At 67.3% G+C, this 26,907-nt stretch carries 21 protein-coding genes; 5 read left to right on the top strand and 16 right to left on the bottom strand.

Features of this window, described 5'->3' with window-relative positions; genetic code table 11:
- Nucleotides 1-7: 7 nt before the first annotated feature.
- Together ACW7G1_RS11765 and ACW7G1_RS11760 are read left to right on the top strand one after the other, a co-directional pair.
- Nucleotides 8-1,147: a glycosyltransferase gene (locus ACW7G1_RS11765; RefSeq protein ID WP_456979951.1), complete on the top strand. Its 1,140-nt coding sequence runs from the start codon at nucleotides 8-10 to the stop codon at nucleotides 1,145-1,147.
- Complete coding sequence (locus ACW7G1_RS11760) at nucleotides 1,128-2,507, top strand: O-antigen ligase family protein (RefSeq protein WP_456979950.1); 1,380 nt, start codon at nucleotides 1,128-1,130, stop codon at nucleotides 2,505-2,507. Before ACW7G1_RS11765 ends, ACW7G1_RS11760 begins: the two co-directional genes overlap by 20 nt.
- A 44-nt stretch (nucleotides 2,508-2,551) precedes the next feature.
- Here the strand turns inward: ACW7G1_RS11760 and lpxL are convergent, their stop codons facing one another.
- Nucleotides 2,552-3,490: an LpxL/LpxP family Kdo(2)-lipid IV(A) lauroyl/palmitoleoyl acyltransferase gene (gene lpxL, locus ACW7G1_RS11755; protein WP_456980141.1), complete on the bottom strand. Its 939-nt coding sequence runs from the start codon at nucleotides 3,488-3,490 to the stop codon at nucleotides 2,552-2,554.
- 74 nt (nucleotides 3,491-3,564) lie between these two features.
- Between lpxL and waaA the strand changes: the two genes are divergently transcribed.
- The gene (gene waaA / locus ACW7G1_RS11750; protein WP_456979949.1) at nucleotides 3,565-4,944 is read left to right on the top strand and encodes a lipid IV(A) 3-deoxy-D-manno-octulosonic acid transferase; all 1,380 of its coding nucleotides are present in this window, start codon (nucleotides 3,565-3,567) and stop codon (nucleotides 4,942-4,944) included.
- Here waaA and ACW7G1_RS11745 read toward each other — a convergent pair.
- The 3 genes from ACW7G1_RS11745 to ACW7G1_RS11735 all read right to left on the bottom strand — a co-directional run bounded on the left by ACW7G1_RS11745 (nucleotide 4,898) and on the right by ACW7G1_RS11735 (nucleotide 7,865).
- Entirely contained in the window at nucleotides 4,898-6,325 is a 1,428-nt protein-coding gene (locus tag ACW7G1_RS11745; protein WP_456979948.1) for a TolC family outer membrane protein, read from the bottom strand. The genes waaA and ACW7G1_RS11745 overlap by 47 nt on opposite strands.
- Before the next feature lie 15 nt (nucleotides 6,326-6,340).
- Nucleotides 6,341-6,991 (bottom strand): protein-L-isoaspartate O-methyltransferase family protein, encoded by a 651-nt coding sequence (locus tag ACW7G1_RS11740; RefSeq protein WP_456980140.1) that lies wholly within the window; start codon nucleotides 6,989-6,991, stop codon nucleotides 6,341-6,343.
- Between the two features lie 154 nt (nucleotides 6,992-7,145).
- The gene (locus tag ACW7G1_RS11735; RefSeq protein WP_456979947.1) at nucleotides 7,146-7,865 is read right to left on the bottom strand and encodes a TetR/AcrR family transcriptional regulator; all 720 of its coding nucleotides are present in this window, start codon (nucleotides 7,863-7,865) and stop codon (nucleotides 7,146-7,148) included.
- A 78-nt stretch (nucleotides 7,866-7,943) separates the two neighbouring features.
- On the opposite strand from ACW7G1_RS11735, the gene ACW7G1_RS11730 reads away from it, so the two are divergent.
- Both ACW7G1_RS11730 and ACW7G1_RS11725 read left to right on the top strand, forming a co-directional pair.
- Nucleotides 7,944-9,074 (top strand): efflux RND transporter periplasmic adaptor subunit, encoded by a 1,131-nt coding sequence (locus tag ACW7G1_RS11730; protein ID WP_456979946.1) that lies wholly within the window; start codon nucleotides 7,944-7,946, stop codon nucleotides 9,072-9,074.
- 35 nt (nucleotides 9,075-9,109) lie between these two features.
- Entirely contained in the window at nucleotides 9,110-12,295 is a 3,186-nt protein-coding gene (locus ACW7G1_RS11725) for an efflux RND transporter permease subunit (protein ID WP_456979945.1), read from the top strand.
- A gap of 120 nt (nucleotides 12,296-12,415) precedes the next feature.
- Here the strand turns inward: ACW7G1_RS11725 and ACW7G1_RS11720 are convergent, their stop codons facing one another.
- The 12 genes from ACW7G1_RS11720 to ilvC all read right to left on the bottom strand — a co-directional run bounded on the left by ACW7G1_RS11720 (nucleotide 12,416) and on the right by ilvC (nucleotide 26,837).
- Entirely contained in the window at nucleotides 12,416-13,063 is a 648-nt protein-coding gene (locus ACW7G1_RS11720) for a hypothetical protein (protein ID WP_456979944.1), read from the bottom strand.
- Nucleotides 13,064-13,146: 83 nt separating this feature from the next.
- Entirely contained in the window at nucleotides 13,147-14,433 is a 1,287-nt protein-coding gene (gene thrC / locus ACW7G1_RS11715; RefSeq protein ID WP_456979943.1) for a threonine synthase, read from the bottom strand.
- A complete protein-coding gene (locus ACW7G1_RS11710) occupies nucleotides 14,430-15,380 on the bottom strand; it encodes a homoserine kinase (protein ID WP_456979942.1) in 951 nt (316 codons plus the stop codon). Before ACW7G1_RS11710 ends, thrC begins: the two co-directional genes overlap by 4 nt.
- Nucleotides 15,377-17,932: a bifunctional aspartate kinase/homoserine dehydrogenase I gene (gene thrA / locus ACW7G1_RS11705; RefSeq protein WP_456979941.1), complete on the bottom strand. Its 2,556-nt coding sequence runs from the start codon at nucleotides 17,930-17,932 to the stop codon at nucleotides 15,377-15,379. The genes ACW7G1_RS11710 and thrA overlap by 4 nt, the downstream gene beginning before the upstream one ends.
- A gap of 3 nt (nucleotides 17,933-17,935) precedes the next feature.
- Nucleotides 17,936-19,024 (bottom strand): 3-isopropylmalate dehydrogenase, encoded by a 1,089-nt coding sequence (leuB, locus tag ACW7G1_RS11700; protein WP_456979940.1) that lies wholly within the window; start codon nucleotides 19,022-19,024, stop codon nucleotides 17,936-17,938.
- Entirely contained in the window at nucleotides 19,014-19,595 is a 582-nt protein-coding gene (gene leuD / locus ACW7G1_RS11695) for a 3-isopropylmalate dehydratase small subunit (RefSeq protein ID WP_456979939.1), read from the bottom strand. Before leuD ends, leuB begins: the two co-directional genes overlap by 11 nt.
- Nucleotides 19,595-21,043 carry a 3-isopropylmalate dehydratase large subunit gene (leuC, locus tag ACW7G1_RS11690; RefSeq protein WP_456979938.1) on the bottom strand — a complete coding sequence of 483 codons (1,449 nt, stop codon included), beginning with the start codon at nucleotides 21,041-21,043 and terminating at the stop codon, nucleotides 19,595-19,597. The genes leuD and leuC overlap by 1 nt, the downstream gene beginning before the upstream one ends.
- 76 nt (nucleotides 21,044-21,119) lie before the next feature.
- Nucleotides 21,120-22,745, bottom strand: coding sequence for a 2-isopropylmalate synthase (locus ACW7G1_RS11685; protein ID WP_456979937.1), 1,626 nt, complete (start codon nucleotides 22,743-22,745; stop codon nucleotides 21,120-21,122).
- Nucleotides 22,742-23,854: a threonine dehydratase gene (locus ACW7G1_RS11680; RefSeq protein ID WP_456979936.1), complete on the bottom strand. Its 1,113-nt coding sequence runs from the start codon at nucleotides 23,852-23,854 to the stop codon at nucleotides 22,742-22,744. The genes ACW7G1_RS11685 and ACW7G1_RS11680 overlap by 4 nt, the downstream gene beginning before the upstream one ends.
- Nucleotides 23,855-23,899: 45 nt before the next feature.
- Nucleotides 23,900-24,139 carry an ACT domain-containing protein gene (locus ACW7G1_RS11675; protein ID WP_456979935.1) on the bottom strand — a complete coding sequence of 80 codons (240 nt, stop codon included), beginning with the start codon at nucleotides 24,137-24,139 and terminating at the stop codon, nucleotides 23,900-23,902.
- A complete protein-coding gene (ilvG, locus tag ACW7G1_RS11670) occupies nucleotides 24,118-25,797 on the bottom strand; it encodes an acetolactate synthase 2 catalytic subunit (RefSeq protein ID WP_456979934.1) in 1,680 nt (559 codons plus the stop codon). The genes ACW7G1_RS11675 and ilvG overlap by 22 nt, the downstream gene beginning before the upstream one ends.
- Nucleotides 25,794-26,837 (bottom strand): ketol-acid reductoisomerase, encoded by a 1,044-nt coding sequence (gene ilvC, locus ACW7G1_RS11665; protein WP_456979933.1) that lies wholly within the window; start codon nucleotides 26,835-26,837, stop codon nucleotides 25,794-25,796. Before ilvC ends, ilvG begins: the two co-directional genes overlap by 4 nt.
- Nucleotides 26,838-26,907: the final 70 nt, after the last annotated feature.

Raw genomic sequence — 26,907 nt, 5'->3', positions numbered from 1 at the left:
TCCTCCCATGCGCCCGTTGACCGTCGTCCAGCTGTTGCCGGCGCTGGAATCGGGTGGGGTCGAGTTGTCGGCGCTGGAAGTTGCCGGCGCGCTGGTAGACGCGGGCCACCGGGCGATAGTCGTCTCCGCTGGCGGGCGCCTGGTGCCGCGTTTGCAGGCGCTGGGGGCGGAACACGTGAGCCTGGATATCGGGCGGAAATCATTATCGACCCTGGGCCAGGTGCGCCCGCTGCGGGCATTGTTGAGCCGGCAGCATGTGGATATTGTCCATGTGCGTTCGCGCCTGCCGGGCTGGGTGGCCCGGCTCGCGCTGCGCCGCGTGCCGCCAGACCGCCGGCCACATCTGGTCAGCACCGTGCATGGCCTCAACTCGCCGTCGCGCTACAGCCAGGTGATGACCCGGGGCGAGCGTGTCATCTGCGTCTCCGATACGGTGCGCAAGCACGTGTTGCGGCATTATCCGGGTACCGATCCGGACAGGTTGCGGGTAATCCCGCGCGGGATCGACCCGGCCCGGTTCCCGCGCGCGCCGCAGCCCGATCCGGCATCGCGTGAATGGGTGGCCAAGCAACATCCGGCATTGGCGGGCGAGGGCCCGCTGCTGTTGCTACCCGGCCGCGGCACCCGGTTGAAGGGCCACGCGGACGCACTGGCGCTATTGGCGCAGCTGCGTGGTGACGGTCTGGACGCGCGGCTGTGGTGTGCCGGCGCACGTCAGCCGGGACGGGAGGCCTACATCGCGGAACTGGAAGCAAAGGCCGTTGCGCTGGGTATCGGCGCAGCGATCGCCTTTACCGCTCCCACCGATGCCATCGCGCGTGCGTACGCGGCCAGTGACCTGGTGTTGCAGCTGTCGCGCAAGCCCGAAGCCTTCGGCCGCACCGTGATCGAAGCACTGTCGATCGGTAGGCCTGTGCTGGGTTGGGCACATGGCGGCGTTGGCGAGTTGCTGCAGCAACTGCAACCGGGGGGTGCGGTCCCGGCGTTCGATGAGCGCGAGCTGTTTCAGCGGACCCGGTGTCAGCTCGCGCGGTCGCCAGCAGCAGCCGCCGCGATGCCAGAGGTTACGATGGACGACCTGTCGCACTACACGCTGCGCGCTATGCAGCAAGCCACCTTGGCCGTCTATGCCGAACTCATTGACTGACACCCCCATCGATACGCCGTCCCAATCCGGTCGCGCCGGTCATTCCGGCCCCGCTCAAGGGCCCGTCCAGGGCTGGCGCTGGGCGCCCGCGTGGATCCTGGCCTATGTCATCTTGTGGCCCGCGCCTGGCTATGCCGAAGGGGTGCTGGTGCTGGGCGCCCTGGTCGCGATCATCAAGCTGGTAGGTTCCCGGTTCCGTGGCGGCAGCGCGTTGTTGAGCGGACAGGCCTGGGCGCTGACCAGTGTGCTGTTCTTCGCCTACTGGTTGCCGGAATTGTTTTCCGCGTTCGATGCGGTCGACCCGGGACGCGCGATGCGTGAAGCCGCTGTCGATCTTCGCTACTTGCCGTTCCTGTGGCTGGTGGCGTCGGCGGTGGCCAACGAGCGCGGCCGCCGGATCACCTTTGGTGGCTTGGCAATCATCATCGGAGTCTGGACCGTGGATGCGCTGGCACAGGCGCTGACGGGTACCAGCCCGCTGTTCTTTGGGATCGACACCATCAAGCACGCCATCAGCGGTTACGGCATGTGCAGCGCGAAGGAGGTCGCGGGGCTGGATCGCCTGAGCGGCGTCCTGGGGCCATGCAACCTGAAGCTCGGCCTGGTCATCGCCAGTTTGTCGCCGTTTCTTTTGTACGCCGCCGGTCGCCGGTTCGGCACAGGTGGCTGGCTGGTCACGGCGGCAGCGGTTGGGGTGGTGGTGGTACTGGCTGGCTCGCGCGCGTCGTGGCTCACCTACGCGTTGGTACTGGTGCTCTCGGGCTGGCGCCTGCTTGGGTGGAAGAAACTCTTCGGCGTATTCGCCTTCGGTGCGCTCATGCTGGTGGTGTTGGGGATTGCGTCACCGGATGTGCGGCAGCGGGTGGTGCGGACCACCCACGTATTTGCCGCCGACCAGGAGGGCGTTGATCGTGCCTTGTCGGGACGTACCCGGATCTGGGGTGCGGCGGTGTGCATGGCCGGCCGCCATCCGGTCAACGGCGTGGGCGCCCGTGGTTTTCGCGAGGCGTTCCCGGCCTGCGACCCGCAAAGCGGCGAGGTCGCGCAATGGGGCGAGGGTCCGGCGCTGCATGCGCACCAGATCGTGCTTGAGATACTCAGCGAGACCGGTGGTCTGGGCCTGCTGTTATGGCTGGCCGGCGTCGCCTTGGCCTGGCGCGCGTGGAGCTTTGCCGATGCGGCTGCGCGCGAGCGTGCCCGGCCGGCGATGCTGGCGTTGGTGGTGACCGTGTTCCCGATCAACACCCACCTGGCGTTCTACTCGACCTTCTGGGGCGGGTTGACCCTGCTGCTGGCCGCCTTGTACGCCGGCAGCTTGCTGTCGGTGGGTGACCAGCACGATCGATCGCTACGACGCTGATTGTACGACCCTGATTGGGCTGTCGCGCGCGGCCGCGTCCCGGCTCAAGACGATTCGCTGGTCTGCGGTGGCAGGTACGGTGACCGCATTCCGGGCGGGCGCCGCTTGAATCGCCGATGGATCCACAAATACTGGGTGGGTGCTTCGCGGACCATGGCCTCGATTGCGGCATTGACCCGGGCACTGTCGGTGGTCGCATCCGCCGATGGAAAATCCTCCAGCGGCGTACCCAGCCGCAACACATAGTCGCCACCCTCGCGACGATGGAAGAACGGCACCACGGCACAGCCGGTCAGGCGGGCGAACTGGTGGGTCGCGGTGATCGTGGCCGCCGGCACGCCGAAGAACGGCGCGAACACGGTGTCCTTGCCGCGCATGTCCTGATCGGGTGCGTACCACAGGATCCCGCCCTGCTTGAGATGGCGCATCGCTGGACGCAACTCGCCGTTGGCGAACATGGCAGTGGCATAACGCAACCGCCCGCGCTTGACCGCCCATTCCATTACCGGGTTTCGATGGGGGCGGTACATACCGGCCAGCGGCAGGTGATCGCACATCAACCGGCCGCACATTTCCAGGGTCAGGAAGTGGCCCGATACCAGCAACACGCCGCGTCCCTGGGCGCGCAGTGCCTGGATGGCTTCGACGCCTTCGATCCGGACGGTACTTCGCATCGGCCTCGCCGACCCCCACCAGGCACGGGCAAACTCGAACAACCCGATGCCCAGGTCGCGAAAGGCCTCACGCAGCAGCACGTCGCGACTGGCTGCATCGAGCTCGGGAAAGCACAGCTGCAGATTGATGGCCGCCGCGCGCCGGCGCTCGGTTGCCAGCCGCAACGCGATGGCCCCGATGCCGGCACCCAGGACGCGTTGCACTGTCCACGGTATGCGCGCCACGAGCCAAAGGCCGCCCAGCAGCAACCACGTTGGCCAGTGGCGCGGACCGAGAGGGGGGGCGCCAGGGGAAGCGGGAGAACGGATGGGAGCGGACGTGGACATGGCCCGATTCTACCGGCGCAGCGCGGATCAGGCTGCCTGTGCAGTATCCTGAGCCGATGCGAAGCGAGCTGACCGAGCGCCTGTTGCGCGGCCTGTATTCGGCCGTGCTGTACTTGTTGGTGCCGCTCACCGTGTACCACCTGATCTGGCGTGGTTTCCGCCAGCCCAGCTATCTGCTGCGCTGGAACGAGCGCTATGCGCGTTACCACGATGATCCCCACCGGGAAACATTGTGGGTGCATGCGGTGTCGGTCGGCGAGGTCAACGCGGCGGTACCGCTGGTCAATGCGCTGCGTCGTGGCCGCCCCGACCTGCACCTGCTGGTGACTACCATTACCCCGACCGGCTCGGAGCGGGTGCGCGCGTTGTGGGGCCATGATGTCGAGCATGTCTACCTGCCATACGACCTGCCCGGCGCGGTGACGCGGTTCATCGGCCACCACCGGCCGCGCGCGGGCCTGATCATGGAAACCGAGCTGTGGCCGAACCTGCTGTTCGGCTGCCGTGACCATGGCGTACCGGTCTACGTCCTCAATGCGCGGTTGTCGGAGCGCTCGTTGCGCGGCTATCGGGTGTTGGCACCACTGGTGGGGCGGGCGCTGCGAACGGTGACCATGGTGGCGACGCAGTCATTGGCCGATGCGGTGCGCTTCGTGCGACTGGGCGCGCGAAGCGAGCAGGTGGTCGAGGTCGGAAACCTGAAGTTCGACGTGACCGTGCCGGAGGGACTGGACGAGTTTGCGGCCGGGTTCCGCGAGCAGTGCGGGGATCGCCCGGTGTGGATCGCGGCGAGTACCCACGAGGCCGAGGAGGCCGCGGTGATCACCATCCATCGTCACTTGCGCGAGCGGTTTCCGGATCTGCTGCTGGTGTGGGGGCCGCGGCATCCGGAGCGATTCCGGGTGGTCGCCGATCATGCGCGCGCCGCCGGCTGGAAGGTATCGACACGCTCGCGCGGAGTGCTGCCAGGAGCGGACGATGTGGTGTTCGTGGTCGACACCATGGGTGAGCTGGTGCACTTTTATGCCTGCGCCGACGTCGCCTTCGTCGGCGGCAGCCTGCAGCCCATTGGTGGCCACAACCTGCTGGAGCCAGCTGCGGTGGGCACCCCGGTGGTGACGGGTCCGCACCTGCACAACTTTGCCGAAATTTCCCGCCAACTCGATAACGCCGGCGCCTTGCGTATCGGTGCAGATGTCGATGGCGTGCAACAGGCGCTGTCGATGCTGCTGGATGACCCGTCATTGCGTCGCGCCATGGCCGACAATGGTCGCAAGCTGGTAGAGACCGGGCGCGGCGCGTTGGCACGGACGATGGCATTGCTGCAGCCGACGCTGGCGCCGGTCGCGTCGGAGCGGGACGATCCGGCCGAGGATCGGCCCGCGTCGGCTATTGCCGGATTGGAGACTGGACCTGCGCCTCGGCGTCGGCGGTGAGCAGGCGGTTGATGTCCTGCACGTCGTCGATGTCCAGGGTGCCGGCGGCCTGTTCCAGGGTCAGGCGCTGCTGCAGGTAGTTGTAGCGTGCCAGTGCATACGCCTGTTGTGCCTGGAACAGGTTCTGCTGGTTGTTCAACACGTCCAGGACGGTGCGGGTGCCGACCTCCAGGCCGACCTGCGAGGCGTCGTACGCGGCCTGGGCCGAGACCAGCGCCAGGCGACGTGCCTCGACCTCGCTGATGCCGGCAACCAGGGTCTGGTAGGCATTGCGGGTATTGCGCTCAAGCGCGCGCTTCTGCTGCTCCAGCTCGTCGGTGGCGATGTCGCGCTGGCTGATGGCCTGGCGAACCCGTGACTGGGTAGCGCCGCCGGAGAAAATCGGCACGTTGAGGGTGATGCCGATTTCCGGGCCCCGGCTTTCGCTCTCGATCGGGCTGTTGACCGAGTCGGGCAGGTCGCTGCTGCTGAAGGTGCGGTCGCCGGTGGTCTTGCCCTTGCTGTAGCCGCCGCTGAGGTACAGGGTCGGCAGGTGGGCGGACTGCGCCGTGCGGACGTTGGCCTCGGCCGATTCGACCTGGAGTTGCTTGGCCTGCAGAGCCGGGTTGGTCTCGAACGCGGTCTGCACCCAGGAATCGACGCCCTCGCTGACCGGCAACTGTGGCTGGAAGTCCGCGGGCAGGCCCTTGACGTTGTTGACCGGCGTGCCGGTGATCTCGGCCAGGGCCTGGTAGGCATCGGCCACGCGGGTGCGCGCCAGGATGGTGTTGGCACGCGCGCTGTCGTACTGGGCGCGGGCCTCATGGACGTCGGTGATCGGTGCCAGACCGACTTCCAGTCGTTTGGAGGCGAAGTCGAACTGCTTCTGAAGCGCTGTCTCGGCGGCTTCTGCGGCGGCCAGGGTCTCCAACTCGACCAGCACGTTGAAATAGGCGGCCGAGGTGCGGGTGATCAGATTGTCACCGGCGGCCTCGAGCTGGAAGTCGCTGGCCCGGCTCAATGCGTTCTGGCTGCGCAGCGTGCTGAAGCGGGACATGTCAAACAGCATCTGGGTGCCGTTGATGCCGACGCTGCGGGTGGTGGTCTCGCTTTCGATGTCACCACTGAACTGGACCGGCTCGCCCTGGTCATTGAATTGGTTCTGGGTCGCCGGACCTTCGCTGCGCGAGCGCCGGATGCTGGCGCTGCCGTCGATCTGCGGCAGCATCGCCGCACGTGCCTGGACCGAGCCTTCCCGGGTGAACAGGCGGTTCGACTCAGCCGCGGAGAACTGCGGGTCGCCGGCACGCGCCAGCTCGTAGGTCTGCAACAGATCCTCCGCGGCGGCGGTGGCCGGCAACAGGGCGAAGGCGAGGGCGAGAACGAGTGGGCGGTGGATCATGCGGAGTCCTTTCAATCAGAATTCGAAGGCGGGCACCGGAGCTGCGCCTGCAAGATAGGGAAGGTCGGTCTCGAACAACGATTCAATCCGTGGTCCGTTGGCCTCGTTGTATACCAGCACGGCCTCCATTGCCGGTGCCCGGCCGCGCACGATGAACATGCGGCCGCCGGGTTTCAGCCACTGCAGGAAGGCATCGGGAATGGTGTCGACCGCGCCGGTGACGCAAACGGTGTCGAAGCGGCGCTCGGTCCGGTATTCAAATGCGTCGGCATGCAGTACCTGGATGTTGGCCAGGCCACGGGCCTCGAGCCGCGCGCGCGCGGCATCGGCCAGGTCGGCATGCCGTTCCAGGCTGAGCACCTCACGGCCAAGCCGCGACAGGCACGCGGTCAGGTAGCCGCTGCCGGTGCCGATCTCCAGCACGTCTTCGCCCGCCGTTACCAGCAGCTCCTGCAGCGTGCGGCTCTGCACGACCGGCTTCATGATGACCTCGCCATGGGCCAGCGGCAGGGTGATATCGGAATAGGCCAGGTTGCGGTGGATGTCCGGTACGAAGTCCTCGCGCGGAATCTTCACCAATACGTCGAGTACGCGTGCATCCAGCACGTTCCAGGGCCGGACCTGCTGTTCTACCATCAGTTCGCGGGCCTTGGCGTAATCAATCATGCTCATGGGGTCTCAAGGATTGCTGGTGTCAACTGACTATTGTAGCGGCGTGCGCGGCGAACAAATCAGGATCGGTTGAAGCATCGGTGCGACCAAACACAGGATCGCCCTCCCGGGGGCCGGTTTTGAGTGCCGGAAGTCACCGCGACGCAAGTCATGGGCGGGCGGCATAGGCGCGCAGGAATACATCCACCGCGGCGACCAGGTGGGCGTGTGTCAACGCCGGATCGACGTCCTTGCAACCCAGCAGCAACCGTGCGTGCGGTTCGCCCTTGAGCAGCGAGATCAACTGGCTCGCCGCGTGATTGACCGGGTCGGCATCGGCCGTGTCGATCACCAGCTCGCCGGTAGTGACGCGACGTCGCAACAGCTCGGCCACCGCGTCGTGGATGCGTTGTGGCCCGGCCTCCCAGAATTTGCGCGCCAGCGCCGCGTCGGCCATCTGGGGGGTGCACAGCATGCGGTGAGCAGCAATGGCCTGCGGGCTGCTGATCAGGGCATGAAACGCGTGGGCGATGTCCAGCAACCGCTCGCGCAGGGGCGTCTGTGGTGAGGGCATGAACAGTGCAGGCGGGAGCTGTTGGTCGCAGTACGACACCACGGCCGCCGAAAACAACGATTCCTTGTCGCCAAAGTGACTGTATACCGTGAGCTTGGAGACGCCGGCACCGGAGGCGATCTGGTCCATGCTGGTGCCGGCGTAGCCGTGTTCGACGAACATCCGCTTGGCGGCGTCGAGGATGGCCGTGCGCTTGGCCATGTCCTTCGGCCGGCCCGGTCCGGCCGGCTTTGCAGGCAGCGGGGCGCCGTCGTGGCTGCCGGCCTTGGTGCCTGGCGGCGCACGGTGATCGTCAATGGGCTTGCGCTCAGGCATGAATTAAATATTAGACTAAGGAGTGTTGTATTTATACAATACCATTCGGTCCAATAATTCCCCAAAGAGGTGCTTCCCATGCGCAGCCGCTTTGCGATCCAGGGGATCGGTGCCCGTTCACTGGTGGCCGGTGCGCTTCTGGCTGGCCTGCTTGCAGGGTGCGGTCCCAGCGAAACGGCCGACGTGTCGGCGCGGCCGGTGCTGGTGACCCAACCGGTTGCCGCCGACGCGGTGCACGCCTCGCTGGCGGGGGCGATCCGTGCCCGCGAGGAGAGCCAGCTGTCGTTCCGGGTCGGCGGCCAAATGATCGAACGCAAGGCGGACGTGGGCGATCACGTCAGCCGTGGCGATGTGCTGGCAACGCTCGACCCCGATGATTTGAAGGCGCGGGCGAATGCAGCCCAGGCACAACTGGCCGCCGCCCAGGCCGAGCTGGGGCGTGCGCGCGCGGATCAGGCGCGCTACGCCGCACTGGCGAAGGACCAGTTGGTCAGCCGGTCCAGCATGGATGCACAAAATGCCGCCGCCACCGCCGCGCAGGGCCAGGTGGATGCGGCGCGGGCCGAGCTCGAGGTCGCCAGCAATCAGGCCCAATACAGTCAGCTGCGGGCACCCGCCGACGGGGTGATCGCCGAGCGACAGGCCGAAACGGGGCAGGTAGTGGCTGCCGGACAAGCGGTATTTACCATGGCTGCCGATGGTGGCCGCGAGGTGGCTTTCGCGGTCTCCGAAGGGCAGGTGGCGGCCATCAAGCCGGGACAAGCGGTGCAGGTCGAGGTCTGGTCCAGGCCGGGCGAGCGCTGGCCTGGTGTGGTGCGCGAGATCGCACCGGTGGCCGACCCCGCTTCGCGTACCTTTGCCGTACGCGCGACCGTGGATGCACCCACCGGGGTGCTCGCGCTGGGCCAGAGCGCACGCGTATTCCTCCCGGGCCAGGAAACCGACGCGCTCAGCATTCCGCTCACCGCGCTGCAACCGGGGGGCGACGGCGAGGTTGCGGTATTCGTGGTTGATCCGCAGACCTCGACCTTGAAACTGCTGCCGGTCAGCGTCGGCGCCTACGGTAGTCAGACCGTTCCGGTGCTGGACGGGCTGGCCCCGGACGCCTGGGTCGTCGCCGCCGGTGGTCATCTGTTGCGTGAAGGCCAGACGGTGCGCCCGGTGGATCGCGATAACCGCGACGTGGCGACGGCCGACGCGCGCCACTGACCGCACGCGATACCGAACCGAGGATCTCCCAGACCATGCGTTTCAATCTTTCCGAGTGGGGTTTGCGGCATCGCAGCCTGGTGGTCTACGCGATGCTGGTGCTCGCCATCGCCGGTGCGTTCTCTTACCTGAATCTCGGGCGCAGCGAGGACCCGGCGTTTACCTTCAAGGTGATGGTGATCCACACCGTATGGCCGGGTGCGACCGCCGACCAGATCGCATCGCAGGTCACCGAGCGGATCGAGCGCAAGCTGATGGAAACCGGTGAATACGACTTCATCCGGTCGTACTCGCGCGCCGGCGAGTCGCAGGTGATCTTCGCGGCGCGCGACTCGATGCGCTCGGCCGAAGTGCCCGAGCTTTTCTACCAGGTTCGCAAGAAGATCGGCGACCTGCGCCCCGAGCTGCCGGAGGACATCGTCGGGCCGTTCTTCAACGATGAGTTTGGCGATACGTTCGGCAACATCTATGCATTGACCGGGGAAGGATTTGATTACGCGGTACTGAAGGACTACGCCGACCGCGTCCAGCTCGCGCTGCAGGACGTGCCGGACGTGGGCAAGATCCAGCTGTTCGGGGTCCAGGACGAGAAGATCTGGATCGAGCTGTCCAACACCAAGCTGGCCACGCTGGGAGTGTCGGCCGCGGCGGTGCGCGAGGCCTTGCAACAGCAGAATGCGGTGGTGCCGGCGGGCTTCTTCGAGACCGCCAGTACCCGGGTGCCGCTGCGGGTGAGCGGGCAGTTTGAATCGGTCGAACAGATCCGCCGCTTCCCGGTCCGGGTTGGTGATCGCACGTTCCGGCTGGACGACGTGGCCGAGGTCCATCGCGGCTTCTCCGACCCGCCCCAACCGGGCATGCGTTTCATGGGCAAGGACGCGATCGGCATCGGCGTGGCCATGCGCGACGGTGGCGACATCCTCGCCCTGGGCGAGACGCTGGAAGCCGAGTTCGGGCAGCTGCAACAAACCCTGCCGGCCGGGATGGAATTGCACCAGGTGTCCGACCAGCCGGCGGCGGTGGAGGACTCGGTGGGCGAGTTCGTGCGCGTGCTCGCCGAGGCGGTCGCGATCGTGTTGCTGGTGAGCTTCCTGTCGTTGGGCTTTCGCACTGGTCTGGTGGTGGCGTTGTCGATCCCGCTGGTGCTGGCGATGACCTTCACCGTCATGGACGTGTTCGGCATCGGCCTGCACAAGATATCGCTGGGCGCGTTGGTGCTCGCGCTGGGACTGATGGTCGACGATGCGATCATTGCGGTGGAGATGATGGCGATCAAGATGGAGCAGGGCTTCGATCGCCTGCGTGCGGCGGCGTTTGCGTGGGAGTCGACCGCGTTCCCGATGCTGACCGGCACCCTGATCACCGCCGCCGGGTTCCTGCCCATCGCGATGGCCGCCTCCAGCACCGGTGAGTACACCCGGTCGCTGTTCGAGGTGGTCACCATCGCGTTGCTGGTGTCGTGGGTCGCAGCGGTGTTGTTTGTCCCCTACCTGGGCGACAAGCTGCTGCCGCACATCGAGCGCGATGAAGGCGGGCGCGGCAGTGCGCCCAAACCCGGCTCGCTGGCGGCGCGCTGGCAAATTCGACGCCAGCGCTGGGCGGACCGACATCCCGCATTTGCCGACTGGATCGCCCCGTTGCCATCCGACAATCCGGACGCCGGCGAGCATGATCCCTACGCGACCCGCTTCTACCAGCGCTTCCGCAGTTGGGTGGTCTGGTGCGTGCGCCATCGCTGGCTGGTGATCGGGGCCACCGCAGCGGCGTTCGTGGTCTCGCTGATGATGTTCCGCTTCGTGCCCCAGCAGTTTTTTCCCGATTCGGTACGGCCGGAACTGATGGTCGACATGGAGCTGGCCGAAGGCAGTTCGCTACGCGCGACCCAGGCGCAGGCCGAGCGGCTTGAGCAGATGCTTGCCAGCCGCGACGACCTGGTCAATTACACCGCGTACGTTGGCACCGGGTCGCCACGGTTCTACCTGCCGTTGGACCAGCAACTGCCCGCCGCCAACTTCACCCAGTTCGTGCTGATGCCGGAAAGCCTGGCCGCGCGCGAGGAGGTCCGCCGCTGGATGATCGAGGAAGTGGTGCCGCGTTTCCCCGAGCTGCAGATGCGCGTGACCCGCCTGGAGAACGGCCCACCGGTGGGCTACCCGGTGCAGTTCCGGGTCTCGGGCGAGCATATCGACCAGGTGCGGAAGATCGCCTACGCGGTGCGTGCGAAGATCCGCGACAACCCGCATGTGGCCAACGTCAACCTGGACTGGGATGAACCGGGCAAGGTGGTGCGCCTGCAGGTCGACCAGGCCCGCGCGCGGGCACAGGGCATCACCTCGGCGCAACTGGCGCAGGTACTGAGCGGATCATTGTCGGGAATCCAGGTCAGCACCTATCGAGAAGGCAACGAGCTGATCGGGGTGATCCTGCGCGGTGGCGATGCCGAGCAGGTCGATCTGTCGCAACTGGGCAGCCTGATGGTGCCGACCGCCAGCGGGCAGAGCGTGCCGCTGAGCCAGATCGCGACCCTGGAATACGGGCTCGAGGAAGGCATCATCTGGCACCGCGACCGCAAGCCGACGATGACCGTGCGCGCCGACATCTACGACGGCACCCAGCCGGCGACGGTAATGGCGCAGATCTCCCCGACCCTGGACGAGATCCGTGCCGGTCTGGCGTATGGCTATTCGGTGGATATCGGCGGTAGCGTGGAAGACTCTACCCGCGGCCAGGATTCGATCACCGCCGGCGTGCCGCTGTTCCTGTTCGTCGTGTTCACCCTGCTGATGCTGCAGCTGCGGAGTTTTTCGCGGAGCGTTATGGTGCTGCTGACCGCGCCACTGGGGTTGATCGGGGTGACCCTGTTCCTGCTGGTGTTCCGGGTCCCGTTCGGCTTTGTGGCGATGCTGGGCACGATCGCACTGTCGGGCATGATCATGCGCAACTCGGTGATCCTGGTCGACCAGATCGAGCAGGATCGTCGCGACGGGCATGAAACCTGGGATGCGATCGTGGAGGCGACGGTGCGCCGCTTCCGGCCGATCGTGCTGACCGCGCTGGCGGCGATCCTGGCGATGATTCCGCTGTCGCGCAGCGCATTCTTCGGGCCGATGGCAACCGCGATCATGGGCGGCCTGCTGGTGGCCACGGTGCTGACCCTGCTGTTCCTGCCCGCGCTGTACGCGGCGTGGTTCCGGGTCAAGGTGCCGCAAAAACTCCAATGAAACCAACGTAGGGCGCAATAGCCGAAGGCGTATTGCGCCGGATGTCGAGGTCGCCGCGGCGTTCGCATTCCGGCGCAACGCGCTTTGCTTATTGCGCCCTACGGGAACGAACGGCTGCGGTTACTCGGCGCCCCAGGGTGCCGGGGGCGTGTCGATGGGGTTGGTGAGGTCGAAGCGCACCCGGAACAGGCGGTCGGTGTCGGGGCGCGCCAACTCGTAGGTGTAGTGCGCGCCCGGCTCGATCTCGATCGCCCAGACGTTGCTGTTGGATACCTGCATGCCCTCGCGGGTGAACATCTCCTGCGAGAACGTGTCCACCGGGAATTCCTGCCGGCTGGCGGTGCCTTCGCTGGCGGTGTCGCCGCCGTACATGGTGACCGGGTCCTCGCTGCCGTCGGCCAGGCGGTGGTCGTGCTTCAAGCGCAGGCCATCGTCGGTACGGGTCACGATCCAGGTCCGCGAACGATCATCGCCAACATGGAACGGGATGCGGATTTCCTGCTCGTTGCAGTCGCGCACATGCATCACCAGTGGCTGGCCGCTGAAAGCGTCGGGACCGGTGGGGGCGGGTTCTTCTGCAGTGATGGTGCCGGCGAACGATTGGCCGCACAACGCGCTGATGCGCTCGAAGAACGCGTCTTGTGCGTTGGCGGCTGGCGCTGCCGGGGCGGGCTCGGCAGCGCTGGCGGGAGCGTCCGGCGGTGCGGGGTTGCAGGCGGACAGGGCGACAGCGAGGGTCGCGGCGAAGGCTATTGGATTAATTTTCATTCGGTGAAGCTAGCCGTTATCGACGCGGGTTGCCAAGCCGGTGATCGGAACGTCCGGTCTACGGGCATGCATCCTCTTCGCGCTTATGCCAGCAACCAGTCGCGGAACACGTCGTAGTCGGCCGCCAAAGGTGTTGCGGATGCGGGTCTTGCCAAGGCGGCGGCAAGGGCTGGTGGCGGCTCCACCACGTGGCCCACCAGCGGTTCGACTACGGTCTCGAACTTGGCTGGATGTGCCGTCGCCACCACCGCCCACGCGCGGGCGTCGCCTCGCTGACGCAACTGCGCCAATGCATGCAGGCCCACCGCGGTATGTGGGCACGGCACGATGCCGTGGCGGGCCGGTGCCGCGCGGATGGCCTGCCGGATCTGCGCATCGTCCACGCTGCAGGCACTCATCGCCGCACGTAGCTGGGCATCGTCGTGATGCCACCAGCGCAGGCGCTCGAAGTTGCTGGGCGCGCCGACATCCATCGCGTTGGCCAAGGTGGCGATGCCCGGCTGCGGGGCATAGTCGGCGCCGGCGAAGTAGCGCGGCAACACGTCGTTGGCATTGCTCGCCAACACGAGATCGCCCACAGGCAGCCCCATCCGGCGTGCCAGCCAGGCAGCCAGCGCGTTGCCCAGATTGCCGGTGGGGATGATGAAGTTGAGATTCTCGCCATGCTCGGCGCGGTAGCCCAGCGAGGCATGGGCGTAGTACGCCATCTGTGGCAGCAGCCGGCCCAGGCTGATGCTGTTGGCCGAACTCAGCGGTAGCCGTTCGCGCAGCGCGGCATCCGACAAGGCTTGCTTCACCAGCTGCTGGCAGTCATCGAAGCTGCCAGCCACGCGTAGGGCCTGCACGTTGTCGCCCAGGCAACCCAGCCCATGCGCCTGGCGCGGCGACACGCGACCATCGGGGTACAGAATCACTACCCGGAATCCAGGCCGGTGGTGGAAGGCGGCGCCCACCGCGGCACCGGTGTCGCCGGACGTCGCTACCAGGATGGTGGTTACCGATGATTCGGGCGTGCGTAAGCGCGCCAGGGATTCGGCAAGGAAGCGCGCACCAAAGTCCTTGAATGCCGCGGTTGGCCCGTGGAACAGCTCCAGCAGGTGATCGTTGGGGCTGGAAAGCCCACGCAGCGGCGCCGGGAAGTCGAACGCGGCGGCGCAGATATCACCCAGTTGTTGCGCCAGGTGGGAGCCGGCGAAGTCCGGCGCAAGCAGGGCGTGCGCGGTTATCGCGAGGGTTTCACCGGCGCGATCCATGGCGAGGCCGGGTATCTCGCTGGGCACATACAGACCGCCATCGGGTGCCAGGCCGGACGCCAGTGCGGTGTCGATATCGACCGCTGGAGAGTGGCCACGGGTGCTGACGAAATTCATGCAATCAACTCTGCGCGCGGGCCGTTGATGGGTGAGAGGTACGCGTCGCTCTCATAACCGGCTTCGGCAAACGCAGCCTGCATGGCGGTCGCGGCAACCTGCGCCTGTGCGGCGTGGTGGAACCAGCCAAACACGCTGGGCCCAGCGCCGGAAATGCTCGCGCCCAGCGCGCCGTGGGCCAACGCCGCCGCCTTGACCTGGGCGAAACCGGGAACCAGTACCGCGCGGCGCGGCTCGACCAGCACATCGTGCAGTCCGGCGGCGATCAGTTCGCTGTCACCGCGCGCCAGGCCGGTCAGGAACAGCGCGAGGTATTCGCTGTGCTGCACGAACTCGCTGATCCGGTAAGGCGCTGCGAGTGCTTCGCGTGCGTACCGGGTTTCGACCATGTAATGCGGGTGCACCACCGCACAATGCAGGGGCGGCGCCGACAGCGGGATCGCGCGCGTCGGGGTGGCCAGGACCACACCGCCAAAAAGCATCGGCGCGACGTTGTCGCCATGCACGCTGCCGCTGGCGACGGACTCGCCAAGCAGGGCCAGCGGATACAACTGGTCGCGGCTGAGCGGGACGTCGAGCAGGGCATTGGCGGCGATGAGGGCGGCTACGCAGGACGCGGCCGAACCGCCGAGCCCGGAGCCCAGCGCGATGCCTTTGTGCAGCTGCAACTCAAAACCGTGGGCGATGCCGTACTGCTCACGCAGCTCGATCAAGGCGCGTCCGGCTGTGTTGCGCACCGCATCCATCGGCAGCTGCGCGACTCCCGCGACGTTGCCGACGATCGCGCTGATGCGCACTACGGGCGGTTCGATCCTGCGCACGGTGGCGCGATCACCCGGCCCTTCGATGCTGTGGCCGAGCAGGTCGAAACCGACTCCGATATTGCCCACGCTGGCGGGTGCAAACGCGGTCGCCTCGCGCGTTGCGCCTGCCGTGCCGTGACTCATAACCGCGCTCCCAAAGCCTGTGCGATGCCGAGCAGATCGCCGAACACGCCTGCGGCGGTGACCTCAGGGCCTGCTCCGGGACCTTGTACCACCAGCGGATTATCCGCGTACCGACGGGTGTGGAACTGGATCAGGTTGTCGGTCAACCGGCTGTACAAGCTGGCATGGCCGGGAGGCGGAACGACCAGCGCAACGCTTGCACGACCGTCGCGGTCGAGGTGGGCCAGATAGCGCAGCGCACCGCCCTCGCGCCGTGCGGCATCCAACCGTGCCTGCAGCGGTGCATCCAGCTCCTCGAGGCGGGTGAGGAAATCATCGCGACTGATCCCGCGCAACGCCGGCGGCACCAGGTTCTCGATCTCCACGTCATCCAGCGACAGCGCACGTCCGGCTTCGCGGGCAAGGATCACCAGCTTGCGGGCGACATCGATGCCGGACAGGTCATCGCGCGGGTCTGGCTCGGTGTAACCCAGTGCCAGCGCCTCGCGTACCAGGGCCGAGAACGGCACGCTGCCGTCGTAACGGTTGAACAGCCAGGCCAGCGTGCCCGACAGCACGCCTTCAAAACCGGTCAGCTCGTCGCCGGTGTCGAGCTGGTTGCGCAAGGTCTGGATCACCGGCAGCCCGGCACCGACGCTGGCTTCGTAACGGAAGTGGCCACCATGCCGGGTCGCGGCGCGGATCGCGCGGTAGCGAACCAGATCGCCACTGCCGGCATGCTTGCTCGGCGTGACCACATGGATGCCGGCGGCGAGCCAGTCGGCGTAGTGATCGGCCACTGCATCACTGCCACTGCAATCCACGATCAGCGCATGGGGCAGGTGGCTGGCGCGGACGTGGTCGGCGAACTGCTCCAGATCGAGGACTTCGGCGCCTTCCAGCGCGGCAACCGCGGTGTCGGGGTCCAGACTGCGTGGCACCAGCCGCATCCGGCGGCTGTCGGCAACTGCACGCAAGCGCAGGTCCAGGCCGAGGTTGGCTTCACCTGCCAGTCGTGGCAGCGCGTCGGACAGCTGGGCGAGCAAGGCGCGACCGACCTTGCCTGGGCCAATCAACCCGACCGACAGGGTTTGCGGTGAGAGCCAGAACGCGGCGTGCACCGCGCGCAAGCCCCGGACGGCGTCCTGAGCGGCCAGCGCCACGGAGATGTTGCGCTCACTGGCGCCCTGGGCGATCGCGCGGATGTTGACGCGTGCCTTCGCGAGTCCGTTGAACAACCGCGCCGCGACGCCCGGTGCGCCGACCATGCCATCGCCGACCGCCGCGAGCACCGCGATGCCGGACGTGATTTCCACGCCGGCCACTTGACCGTCCGCAATGGCATTGGCGAATGCGGCCGCGACGGCGGTGCGTGCAGGCCGGGCCTGTTCTTCGGGCACCACGCAGCAGATCGAATGTTCACTGGAGCCCTGCGAGATCATCGTCACCGACACCCCGGCGGTGTGCAGTGCGGCAAACATCCGCTCGGCGGTGCCGGGTACACCGATCAGGCCGGCGCCACTGAGCTCCAGCAAAACCATCCCGTCCACCAGGCTCAGGCCTTTGACCGGCGAGGCGGCGGGTGAGGAGCGCACGCTGATCACGGTGCCGGGTGCATCGGGTTTGTGGGTGTTGCGGATGCGTATTGCCAATCCGGCCTGCATCGCCGGCGCGATGGTGCGTGGGTGCAGCACGCTGGCACCAAAGTACGACAGTTCGTTGGCCTCGGCGTAGGACATCGACGCCAGGCACACCGCGTCCGGTACCAGCCGCGGATCGGCGCTGAGTACGCCATCCACATCGGTCCAGATCGTCAACTCGCGGGCATCGAGCAGGCGCGCGAATGCGGCGGCGGAATAGTCGCTGCCGTTGCGTCCCAGGGTGGTCGCACGGCCCTGCGCGTCGCGCGCCACGAAGCCGGTGATGACGCGTCCACGTGCGCACGAAGGCTGCCTGGCTTGCCAGACCGCCAGCAGCGTCTGGCTGGCGTCCCAGTCGATCGCGACCCCCAGTTCGCCGGGGTTGGCGACCAGCACGTCGCGCGCATCGATCCGGCCCCAGCCGGCGGCCTCGCCACCGAGTGCGACTTGCAGCAACCGCGCCGACCACACCTCGCCCAGCCCGTGCAGGCCCGCGAGTTCGACATCGGCGGATGTTCCGTCCGTCGCCAGTGACGCCAGCAGGGTGTGCACGGCATCCAGTTGCATGCCCAGCCAAGCGGACAAGTCGTGGTGCAGATCGTCCTGGTCCAAGCCCAGGTCCAGGTCCAGACCGGCAGCGGCAACGAGGTGGCGCTCACGCAGCGCGGCCAGCGCCGCTCGCCAGTCTCCACCGGTCACGGCGGTATTGCCCAGCGCGATCAGGGCATCGGTGACGCCGTGCATCGCCGAGACAACCACGTACTGGATGCCCTGCATGGCGACATGTTGCTGCGTCAGCAGTTGGGCGACATGGCGGTAGTGCGCCGCATCGGCGAGGCTGCTGCCGCCGAACTTGTGCAGTCTGGCGGGCTTGAGCGACGCAGCATCGAGGTGGGCCGATTCCGCGCGAGGCAGGACGAGGGTGGATGACATGGATCAGTCGCGCATGGTCACGGCGTAACACCGGACCTGCAGGTGCTCCAGCACGGCAGCGGTCGCCGCGTCGGTACTGAAGGCTGCCCCCGGGCCGGCGATGTCGGCGGTGAACGCACCGGAGTCCAACGCATGCGATACCGCCAGCTCGATGCAGGTCGCCTCGCCCTCCAGCCCCAATGAGTGGCGCAGCAGCAGGGCGACACTGAGGATCGCGGCGTAAGGATTGGCGATGCCGCGTCCGGCGATGTCAGGCGCCGAGCCGTGGATCGGCTCGTACAAGCCCGCGCCGTCATCGCCCAGCGAGGCCGACGGCAGCAGGCCGAGCGAGCCGGCCAGCATCGAGGCCTCGTCGGTGAGAATGTCGCCGAACATGTTCTCGGTGACGATCACGTCGTACTCGCGCGGGCGTGCCAACAGGTGCATCGCCATCGAGTCGACCAGCTGGTGCTCCAGGGTGATGTCGGGGAACTCGTCGGCGACGACCCGGCTGGTGACCTCGCGCCACAACCGGGACGTTTCCAGCACGTTGGCCTTGTCGACCGATACCAGGTGGCCGCGGCGTTGGCGCGCCAGTGTCGCGGCGCGCCGGACGACGCGCTCGATCTCGCTGACGCTGTATTCGCACAGGTCGCTGGCGCAATCGGCATGACGCTGCTTTTCGCCGAAATAGATGCCGCCGGTGAGTTCGCGGACGACCACCAGATCGACGCCATTGAGCAGGTGCGGTTTGATTGGCGATGCGCCCAGTGCGGCCGGGTGCGGCTTTACCGGTCGCAGGTTGGCGTACAGCCCCAACGCTTTTCGCAGTGCGAGCAAGCCCTGCTCCGGGCGTACGGCGGCCTTGGGGTCGGACCACTTCGGCCCGCCGACCGCGCCCAGCAGCACGGCATCGGCATGGCGGCATGCCGCCAGGGTTTCGTCGGGCAGCGCCTGACCGGTGGTGTCGATGGCTGCGCCGCCAAGCAGGTGTTGCTGGATGTCGAAACGGTGGCCGTAGCTGTGCTCCACCGCGCGTAGTACGCGCACGGCAGCGCGGGTTACTTCCGGGCCGATCCCGTCACCGGGCAGGACAACGATGTCAGCGTGCATGGTTCAACTCCTCGTAACGGGTGATGGCGGGTTGTTGTTTGAGCAGGTAGCCCAACTGGTTGACGCCTTCCAGCAGGCAGGTCCGGGCGAACGCATCCAGCGGGAAGTCGATCCGCCGGTTGTCAGGCAACGTCACCTGGCAACTGACGACATCGATGTGCAGCGCGATGCCGGGCTGGTCCAGCAGTTCATCCACGACCGCCTCGGGCAGCACGATCGGCAGCAGGCCGTTCTTGAGCGCATTGCTGCGGAAAATATCGGCGATCTGGGCGCTGACCACCGCACGCAGGCCAAGCTCGAGCAGTGCCCAGGGCGCGTGCTCGCGCGAGGAGCCGCAGCCGAAGTTGCGACCGGTGACGAGGATCTGTGCGCCGGCGTTGGCCGGGTCGTTGAAGGGGAAGCCCGGGTCTGGCTGGCCGTCCGGTCCCGCGCGCCAATCGTGGAAGGCGTAGCGGCCCAATCCCTCGCGTTGGGTGGTGGTGAGGAAGCGTGCGGGGATGATCTGGTCGGTATCGATGTTGCGATCACGCAACACCACGGTGCGCGAGTGCAGTTCGGTGATGGCCGTCATTACGCGCTCTCCGTTGCCGCTGCCTGCTGGGTGGGATGGGCCACCGTCCGCAGGAACGCGCGAGGGTCGGTGATCTCGCCCTGGATGGCGCATGCCGCGGCAGTGAGTGGCGAGGCAAGTACGGTGCGCGCGCCCCGTCCCTGGCGGCCCTCGAAGTTGCGGTTGCTGGTGGATACCGCCAGCTGACCGGGAGCGACCAGGTCGCCGTTCATTGCGATGCACATCGAGCAGCCCGGCTCACGCCATTCCGCGCCGGCCGCACGCACGACCGCGTCGATCCCTTCTGCTTCCGCGTCGCGTTTGACCTGCATCGAGCCGGGTACCACCAGCATCCGCACGCGTGGATGCACCTGGCGCCCGCGCAACACGCCGGCCGCTTGACGCAGATCGTCCAGCCGCGAGTTGGTGCAGCTGCCGATAAACACCACGTCCACCGGCTGTCCGGCCAGCGGGTGGCCACCGGCAAAGCCCATGTAGGCCAGCGCCTTCGCGTCGTCATCGTTGCCGGCCGGAGGCAGGACGGTATCGATGGCGGTGACCTGCCCGGGGTGGGTGCCCCAGGTGACGGTCGGCGGGATGTCGCGCGCATCGATGCGGACCTCGTGGTCGAAGCGCGCATCGTCGTCGCTGCGGAACTGCTTCCAGCGCCCGACCGCCTGCTCAAATGCCGGGCCGCGTGGTACGCGCGGCTTGTCGCGCAGGAAGGCGAAAGTGACCTCGTCCGGGGCGATCAAGCCGGCGCGCGCACCCGCCTCGATCGACATGTTGCAGACCGTCATGCGCTCATCCATCGACAGTGCCCGGATGGTCGAGCCGCGGTACTCGATCACGTAGCCGGTGCCGCCGTTGACGCCGATCACGCCGATCACATGCAGGATCAGATCCTTGGCAGTGACGCCGGCGCCGAGTTCGCCGTCGATGGTGATCGCCAGCGTCCGTGGCTTGCGTTGCAGCAGGCATTGGGTGGCCAGCACGTGACCGACCTCGCTGGTGCCGATGCCAAACGCGAGGGCGCCGAATGCGCCGTGGGTCGCGGTGTGGCTGTCGCCGCAAACGATGGTCATGCCCGGCTGGGTCAGGCCCAGCTCCGGGCCGATCACGTGGACGATGCCGCGGTGTGGACTGTCGAAATCAAACAGTTCGATTCCGTGGCGTGCGGCGTTCCTGCGCAAGCATGCCACCTGCGCCTCGGCCTCGGGGTTGGCATAGGCAAGCGTGCCATCGGCATGGCGCGGCAGGGTCGGGGTAGCGTGGTCCAGGGTGCCCTTGGTGCGCTCGGGGCAACGCACCTTCAGCCCGCGCGCGTCGAGTTCGGCGAAGGCCTGCGGCGTGGTGACCTCGTGGATCAGGTGCAGGTCGATGTAGAGCACGGCCGGCGAGGTATCGCTTTCGGCGGTGACCCGGTGGGCATCCCACAGCTTGTCGAGCAGGGTGGTTGGGGCAGGCATGGCGCGGACTCTGGATGCGTGGCACTCGGTAAAGGGAGCGCCGGATAAGGGCGGAAACACGGAGGCTGAAATGAAGTCAGCCCACTGCGGCTGCGGCAAGCGGCCGGCAAGCAAGCCGCGCCGACCCGGTAGCTGTTCGCGCGCGGTAGAGCCGGTTGGCGATTTCCAGCCAGGCCTGCGCGCTGGCTTCCAGGATGTCGGTGCTGGTGCCCGAGCCGGTGTGTTCGACCCCGTCCACGTGTGCGATCACGCTGGCTTGTCCCTGTGCGTCGTCGCCGGTAGTGACACTGGAGACCTGGTAGCTGTCGATGGCCAGCGCGATGCCGGTGGCACGCGACAAGGCGGCAAACAACGCGTGCACCGGGCCATCGCCGACCGCGGCTTCCTCGACCACGTCGCCGTCGGGATCGATCACCCGCACGCTGGCGGTCGGCAGGTTGGCATCGCCACCGCCGGTGCTGGCGTGGATATGCGCCAGCCGGTAGCCGCGCGATGCCTGCGCATCCGCGCCCAGCACCAGCGCCTCCAGGTCGGCGTCGAACACCTCGCGCTTCTTTTCCGCCAGTGCCTTGAAGGTGGCGAAGACCTGGTTCAAGCGGGCCTCGTCCACCGCCAGTCCCAGCGTCTGCAAACGGTCCCTCAGCGCGGCGCGGCCGCTGTGGCGACCCATCACCATCTGCGACTGCTCCCAGCCCACATCCTGCGGATGCATGATCTCGTAGGTGCCGCGGTGCTTGAGCATCCCGTGCTGGTGGATCCCGGATTCGTGGGCGAACGCGTTCTGGCCGACGATCGCCTTGTTGCGTTGCACCTGCATGCCGGTGATGCGCGACAGCAGGCGCGAGGTCGGCACCAGCCGGCGGGTGTCGATGCGGGTGCGGGCATTGAAGTAGCTGCGGCGCACGTTCAGGGCCATGACAAGCTCTTCCAGCGCGCAGTTGCCCGCGCGCTCACCGATGCCGTTGACGGTGCATTCGACCTGGCGCGCGCCGCCCTCGATGGCGGCCAGGCTGTTGGCCACGGCCAGGCCGAGGTCGTTGTGGCAGTGGGCGCTGAATACCGCCCGCCCCGCGTCGCGCACGTTGGTACGCAGGTACTCGAACAGCGCGCGGATCTCCGCCGGAGTGGTGTAGCCGACGGTGTCGGGGATGTTGAGCGTGGTCGCGCCCGCGGCGATCGCGGCGCTGCAGATCTCGACCAGGAATTCGGGCTCGGTGCGCAGCGCATCCTCGGCGGAGAACTCAACGTCATCGAAGTGGCGGCGCGCCAACTCCACACCCATTACCGCGCGCTCGACCACCTGCTCGCGGCTCAGGCCGAGTTTGTGCTCGCGGTGCAATGGACTGGTGGACAGGAACACGTGCAGGCGTGCGTCGTCAGCGTGCTCCAGCGCCCGTGCACAGGCCTCGATATCGCCGACGTGGCAGCGAGCGAGGGCTGCCAGGGTGGAGCCCCGCACCTCCCGCACGATCGCGCGGGTGGCTTCGACTTCAGCGTCGGAGCTGGCCGGGAAGCCCACTTCAATCACATCGACCCCAAGTTCGGCCAAGGCGTGGGCGAAGCGCAGCTTCTGTGGCGCACTCATGCTGCAGCCGGGGGACTGTTCGCCGTCGCGCAGGCTGGTATCGAAGATGCGCACGTGCGCCGGGTCGCCGGTGTCAGCGGTGCTTGCAGGGGTTACCTCGGGTTCGACAGTACTCATGGGTGGAAGTCCTCGTTGATGGATGCGGATGTGGAAGCGACCACGCGGGTTGACGGCGCGGCGGCCGTATTGGCGGGGCTGGAAAGGGGGTGGATGTCGGCGACGGGAACCACCAGTTCACGGCTGCGTCGGCGGGGACGTCGCGGCGCGCGTGGGCGCACGTCCGACAGCAGTTGCGCCAGGACGGCCGCGTCGATGTTGCCGCCCGAGACCACCGCGCACTTGCGGCGTCCAGCCACGCGTCGACCGGCCGCAAGGGCCAGCGCACCGGCACCTTCGGCGATCACGTGCTCTTCCAGCGCGAGCCGCACCAGGGTCTCGCGCAGCTCGGCCTCGCGCACGATCACGATGTCGTCGAGCAGTTCGGCCAGCAGCTTACGGGTCAGCGTTCCGGGTTCCTTGACCCGCACGCCATCGGCCAGGGTGGCGGCGGTGTCGCGCAGTTCCAGGTCGCCGCGCAAGGCGCGCGCCATCGAGTCCACGCCTTCGACCTGCGCACCGACAATGCGCACGCGCCGGGATGATTTCATCCCGGACAAACGCGCCGACTTCAACGCCAGTGCGACCCCGGACGCCAGCCCGCCGCCGCCAATCGGCACCAACACCACGTCGGGCGCCAGCGCGGCCATCTCCAGACCGACCGTGCCCTGGCCGGCGATCACGTCGGGATCGTCGAAGGCCGACAGCAGCCGGTAGTCGTTCTGCTCGGCCAGCTCGCTGGCGAATGCCTTGGCTTCGTCGTAGGTGTCGCCATGCAGACGCACCGTCGCGCTCCAATGGGCAACGCCGGCAATTTTGGTCTGCGGCGCGTTGCGTGGCATCACTGCTATGACCGGCGTCCGCAGGCGATAGCCGGCCCAGGCCAGGCCCTGCGCGTGGTTGCCGGCAGAGGCGGCGATCACCGGGCGCAGGTCGCCGCGTTCGCGTCCGGCCAGTAGGGCGTTCATTGCGCCGCGCACCTTGTAGGAACCGGTGCGCTGCAGGTTCTCCAGCTTCAACCAGCAACCGAAACGTTCGGCGTAATGCAGCGGCGTCGCCGCCAGGTAGGGACGCAAGCGCGCCTGCGCTGCCAGCACCGCGCTGGCATCCACGTGAGCGGATTCATGCATGGCGTGCGCGCCCATGTTGGTAGTCAGGCGCGCGCCAGTGGAGGTTTATTGCCGGCATGGCGATACCTCCACGGCCAGGCAGTCGTACAGCTTCTCCAGCTGTGCGCGCAGCGACTCCGCCGGCCGCTCACCTTCCACCGCCAGGCGCATCCGCCAGTGGTCGCCGTTGGCGGTGGCGTGGCCGTTGAAGCTCACCGGCCGGAAGCCGCGGCGCTCCGCCGTGCCGATCACACGCGCCAGCGCGCCTTCGGCCTGGCGCAGGGTCAGCTCAAATTCGTGGCGCATTGCGGGCGTTCCTCGGGATGGAGCATCTGGGCGTTGTTGTGGTTGGGCGGAACCAGCGGCCACACGTTGGCGTGGGCGTCGATGGAGACGTGCAGCAGCGCGGGGCCGGGCATTGCCAGCAGGCGTCGCAGGGCGTCTTCGCAGTTGTCGGCGCGGTCCAGGTGGAAGCCGGGGATTCCAAAGGCGGTGGCGACGGCGACGAAGTCCGGGTTGTCGGACAGGTCGGTTTCCGAATAGCGGTTCTCGAAGAACAGTTCCTGCCACTGCCGGACCATGCCCAGGCGCTGGTTGTCGAGCAGCACGATCTTCACCGGCAGGCGATAGCGCGCCACCGTTGCCAACTCCTGCACGTTCATCAGGAACGAGCCGTCGCCGCTGACGCAGATCACCTGTCCGTGCGGGTCGGCCATTTGCGCACCGATCGCGGCCGGCAGGCCAAACCCCATCGCGCCCAGTCCGCCGCTGGTCAGGTGCTTGCGTGGATCGTTGAAACCCCAGTGCTGGGCCACCCACATCTGGTGCTGGCCCACATCGCAGGCGACCACCGCCGCCGGCGCGAGTTCGGACAATCGCCTCAGCAACGCCGGGGCGTAAACGTTTGGGCCGGGAGCGTCGTAACGCGCCGCGTGCGATTGCCTGCGTGCCAGGCAGGTGACCCGCCACGCGGAGCATTCCGGCATTGCCGTGGCCAGGTGGTTGAGGCTGTGGTGCAGGTCGCCATGCAGGACCGCTTCGGCGTGACGCAGCTTGTTGAACTCCACCGGGTCCAGGTCGAGATGGATTACCTTGGCCAAGGGCGCGAACTGGTCCAGCCGACCGGTCGCGCGGTCATCGAAACGTGCGCCCACCACCACCAGCAGGTCGGCCTCCTGCACCGCCAGATTGGCAGCCAAGGTGCCATGCATGCCCAGCATTCCCAGGTTCAGCGGATGCCCGTCCGGCAGCGCGCCCAGGCCACGCAGGGTCAGCACAGTGGGTGCCTGGATCGACTCGACGAAGGTACGGAACTCGGCCACCGCGTCGCCCAGCGCGATCCCGCCGCCGCCATAGACCACCGGTTTGCGTGCCTTCGACAACAGTTCCAGCGCAGCGACCAGGGCGACGGTGCCGGCAACCGGCAAGACATCCACCGGCGCAGGAACATGCGCAGGCAGGTGCATCGCGTCGGCCAACTGGACGTCCTTGGGCAGGTCGATCAGCACCGGCCCGGGACGTCCGCTGCGCGCCAGCCGGAACGCCTCGCGCACCATCTCCGGCAACTGGTCGACATCGCGCGGGATGAAACTGTGTTTGACCACCGGCAAGGTCATGCCGAACACATCGAGTTCCTGGAACGCGTCGGTGCCCATCAACGTGGTGGCCACCTGGCCGGTGATCACCACCATCGGCACCGAGTCAAGCATCGCGTCGGCGATGCCGGTCACCAGGTTGGTGGCGCCCGGACCGGAGGTCGCGACGCATACGCCGACCCGTCCGCTGGAACGTGCATAGCCATTGGCGGCGAATGCGGCACCCTGCTCGTGGCGGACCAGCACGTGCTTGAGTCCGCTGCCATACAAGGCGTCGTAGAACGGCATGATCGCGCCACCGGGATACCCGAACAGCGTGTCCACGCCTTCCGCCGCCAAGGCTTGCACCAGCCAGCGGGCTGCGTTCATGCCGCGGCCGTCTCGGCCTTGGCGGTGGTGGCCGGGCGATGGGGGACGGGCTCGGCGGCAGCCTGCGGGGCGGTGGACAGCCACGGCATCGCGGCGCGCAGCTTGCGGCCGGTGGCTTCGATCGGATGGTCCAGATCGGCCTGCTTCAGTGCCAGGTAGTTGGCATTGCCCGACTGGTACTCGGCGATCCACTGCCGCGCGAACGTACCGTCCTGGATCTCCGCCAGCACCTTGCGCATCTGCGTGCGGGTGCTGTCGTCCACCACGTAGGAGCCGCGGGTCAACGCGCCGTATTGGGCCGTCTCGCTGATGAATTCGTGCATCCGGGTGATGCCGCCCTCGTAGAACAGGTCGACGATCAATTTCAGCTCATGCAGGCATTCGTAGTAGGCGACCTCGGGCTGGTAACCGGCCTCCACCAGCGTCTCCCAACCGGCCTGCACCAGCTTGGTGGCGCCGCCGCACAAAATCGCCTGCTCGCCGAACAGGTCGGTTTCGGTCTCTTCCTTGAACGTGGTCCTGATCGCGTTCTGGCGCGCACCACCGATGCCGGCGCAATAGGTCAGTGCGAACTTTTCGGCCTTGCCGCTCCGGTCCTGGTGGACGGCATACACCGCCGGCACGCCACGGCCGATCTCGTATTCGCGGCGCACCAGCGCACCCGGCCCCTTCGGCGCGACCAGCACCACATCGAGGTCCGAGCGCGGGGTGATCTGGCCGTAATGCACGTTGAAGCCGTGTGCGAACAGCAGGCACGCGCCGTGGGTGATGTTCGGTTCGATGACCTCCGTATACAGCTGCGGTTGCACCATGTCCGGGGTGAGGACCGCGACGATCTCGGCGCCCGCGACCGCTTCGGCCGGAGTGCTGACGTGGAAGCCGTCAGCGGTCGCCTTGATCGAAGTAGGGCCGCCCGGACGCAGGCCGACGGTCACATCGAAGCCGGAGTCGCGCAGGTTCAGTGCATGCGCGCGCCCCTGGCTGCCGTAACCGATGACGGCGACGTGGGGGCGGTGGGTGGAGGTATCGGAGCTGGTCATTGCGATGGTTCCTGTGAGTGATCGAAGGGGGTGTTTGCAGGGGGGGGCGACGCAAGTCGCGACCTGGTGG

This window comes from Lysobacter sp. A378 (assembly GCF_054052125.1).
The sequence above is the reverse complement of the archived record's forward strand: the minus strand, read 5'-3'. Positions and strand labels throughout refer to the sequence as shown.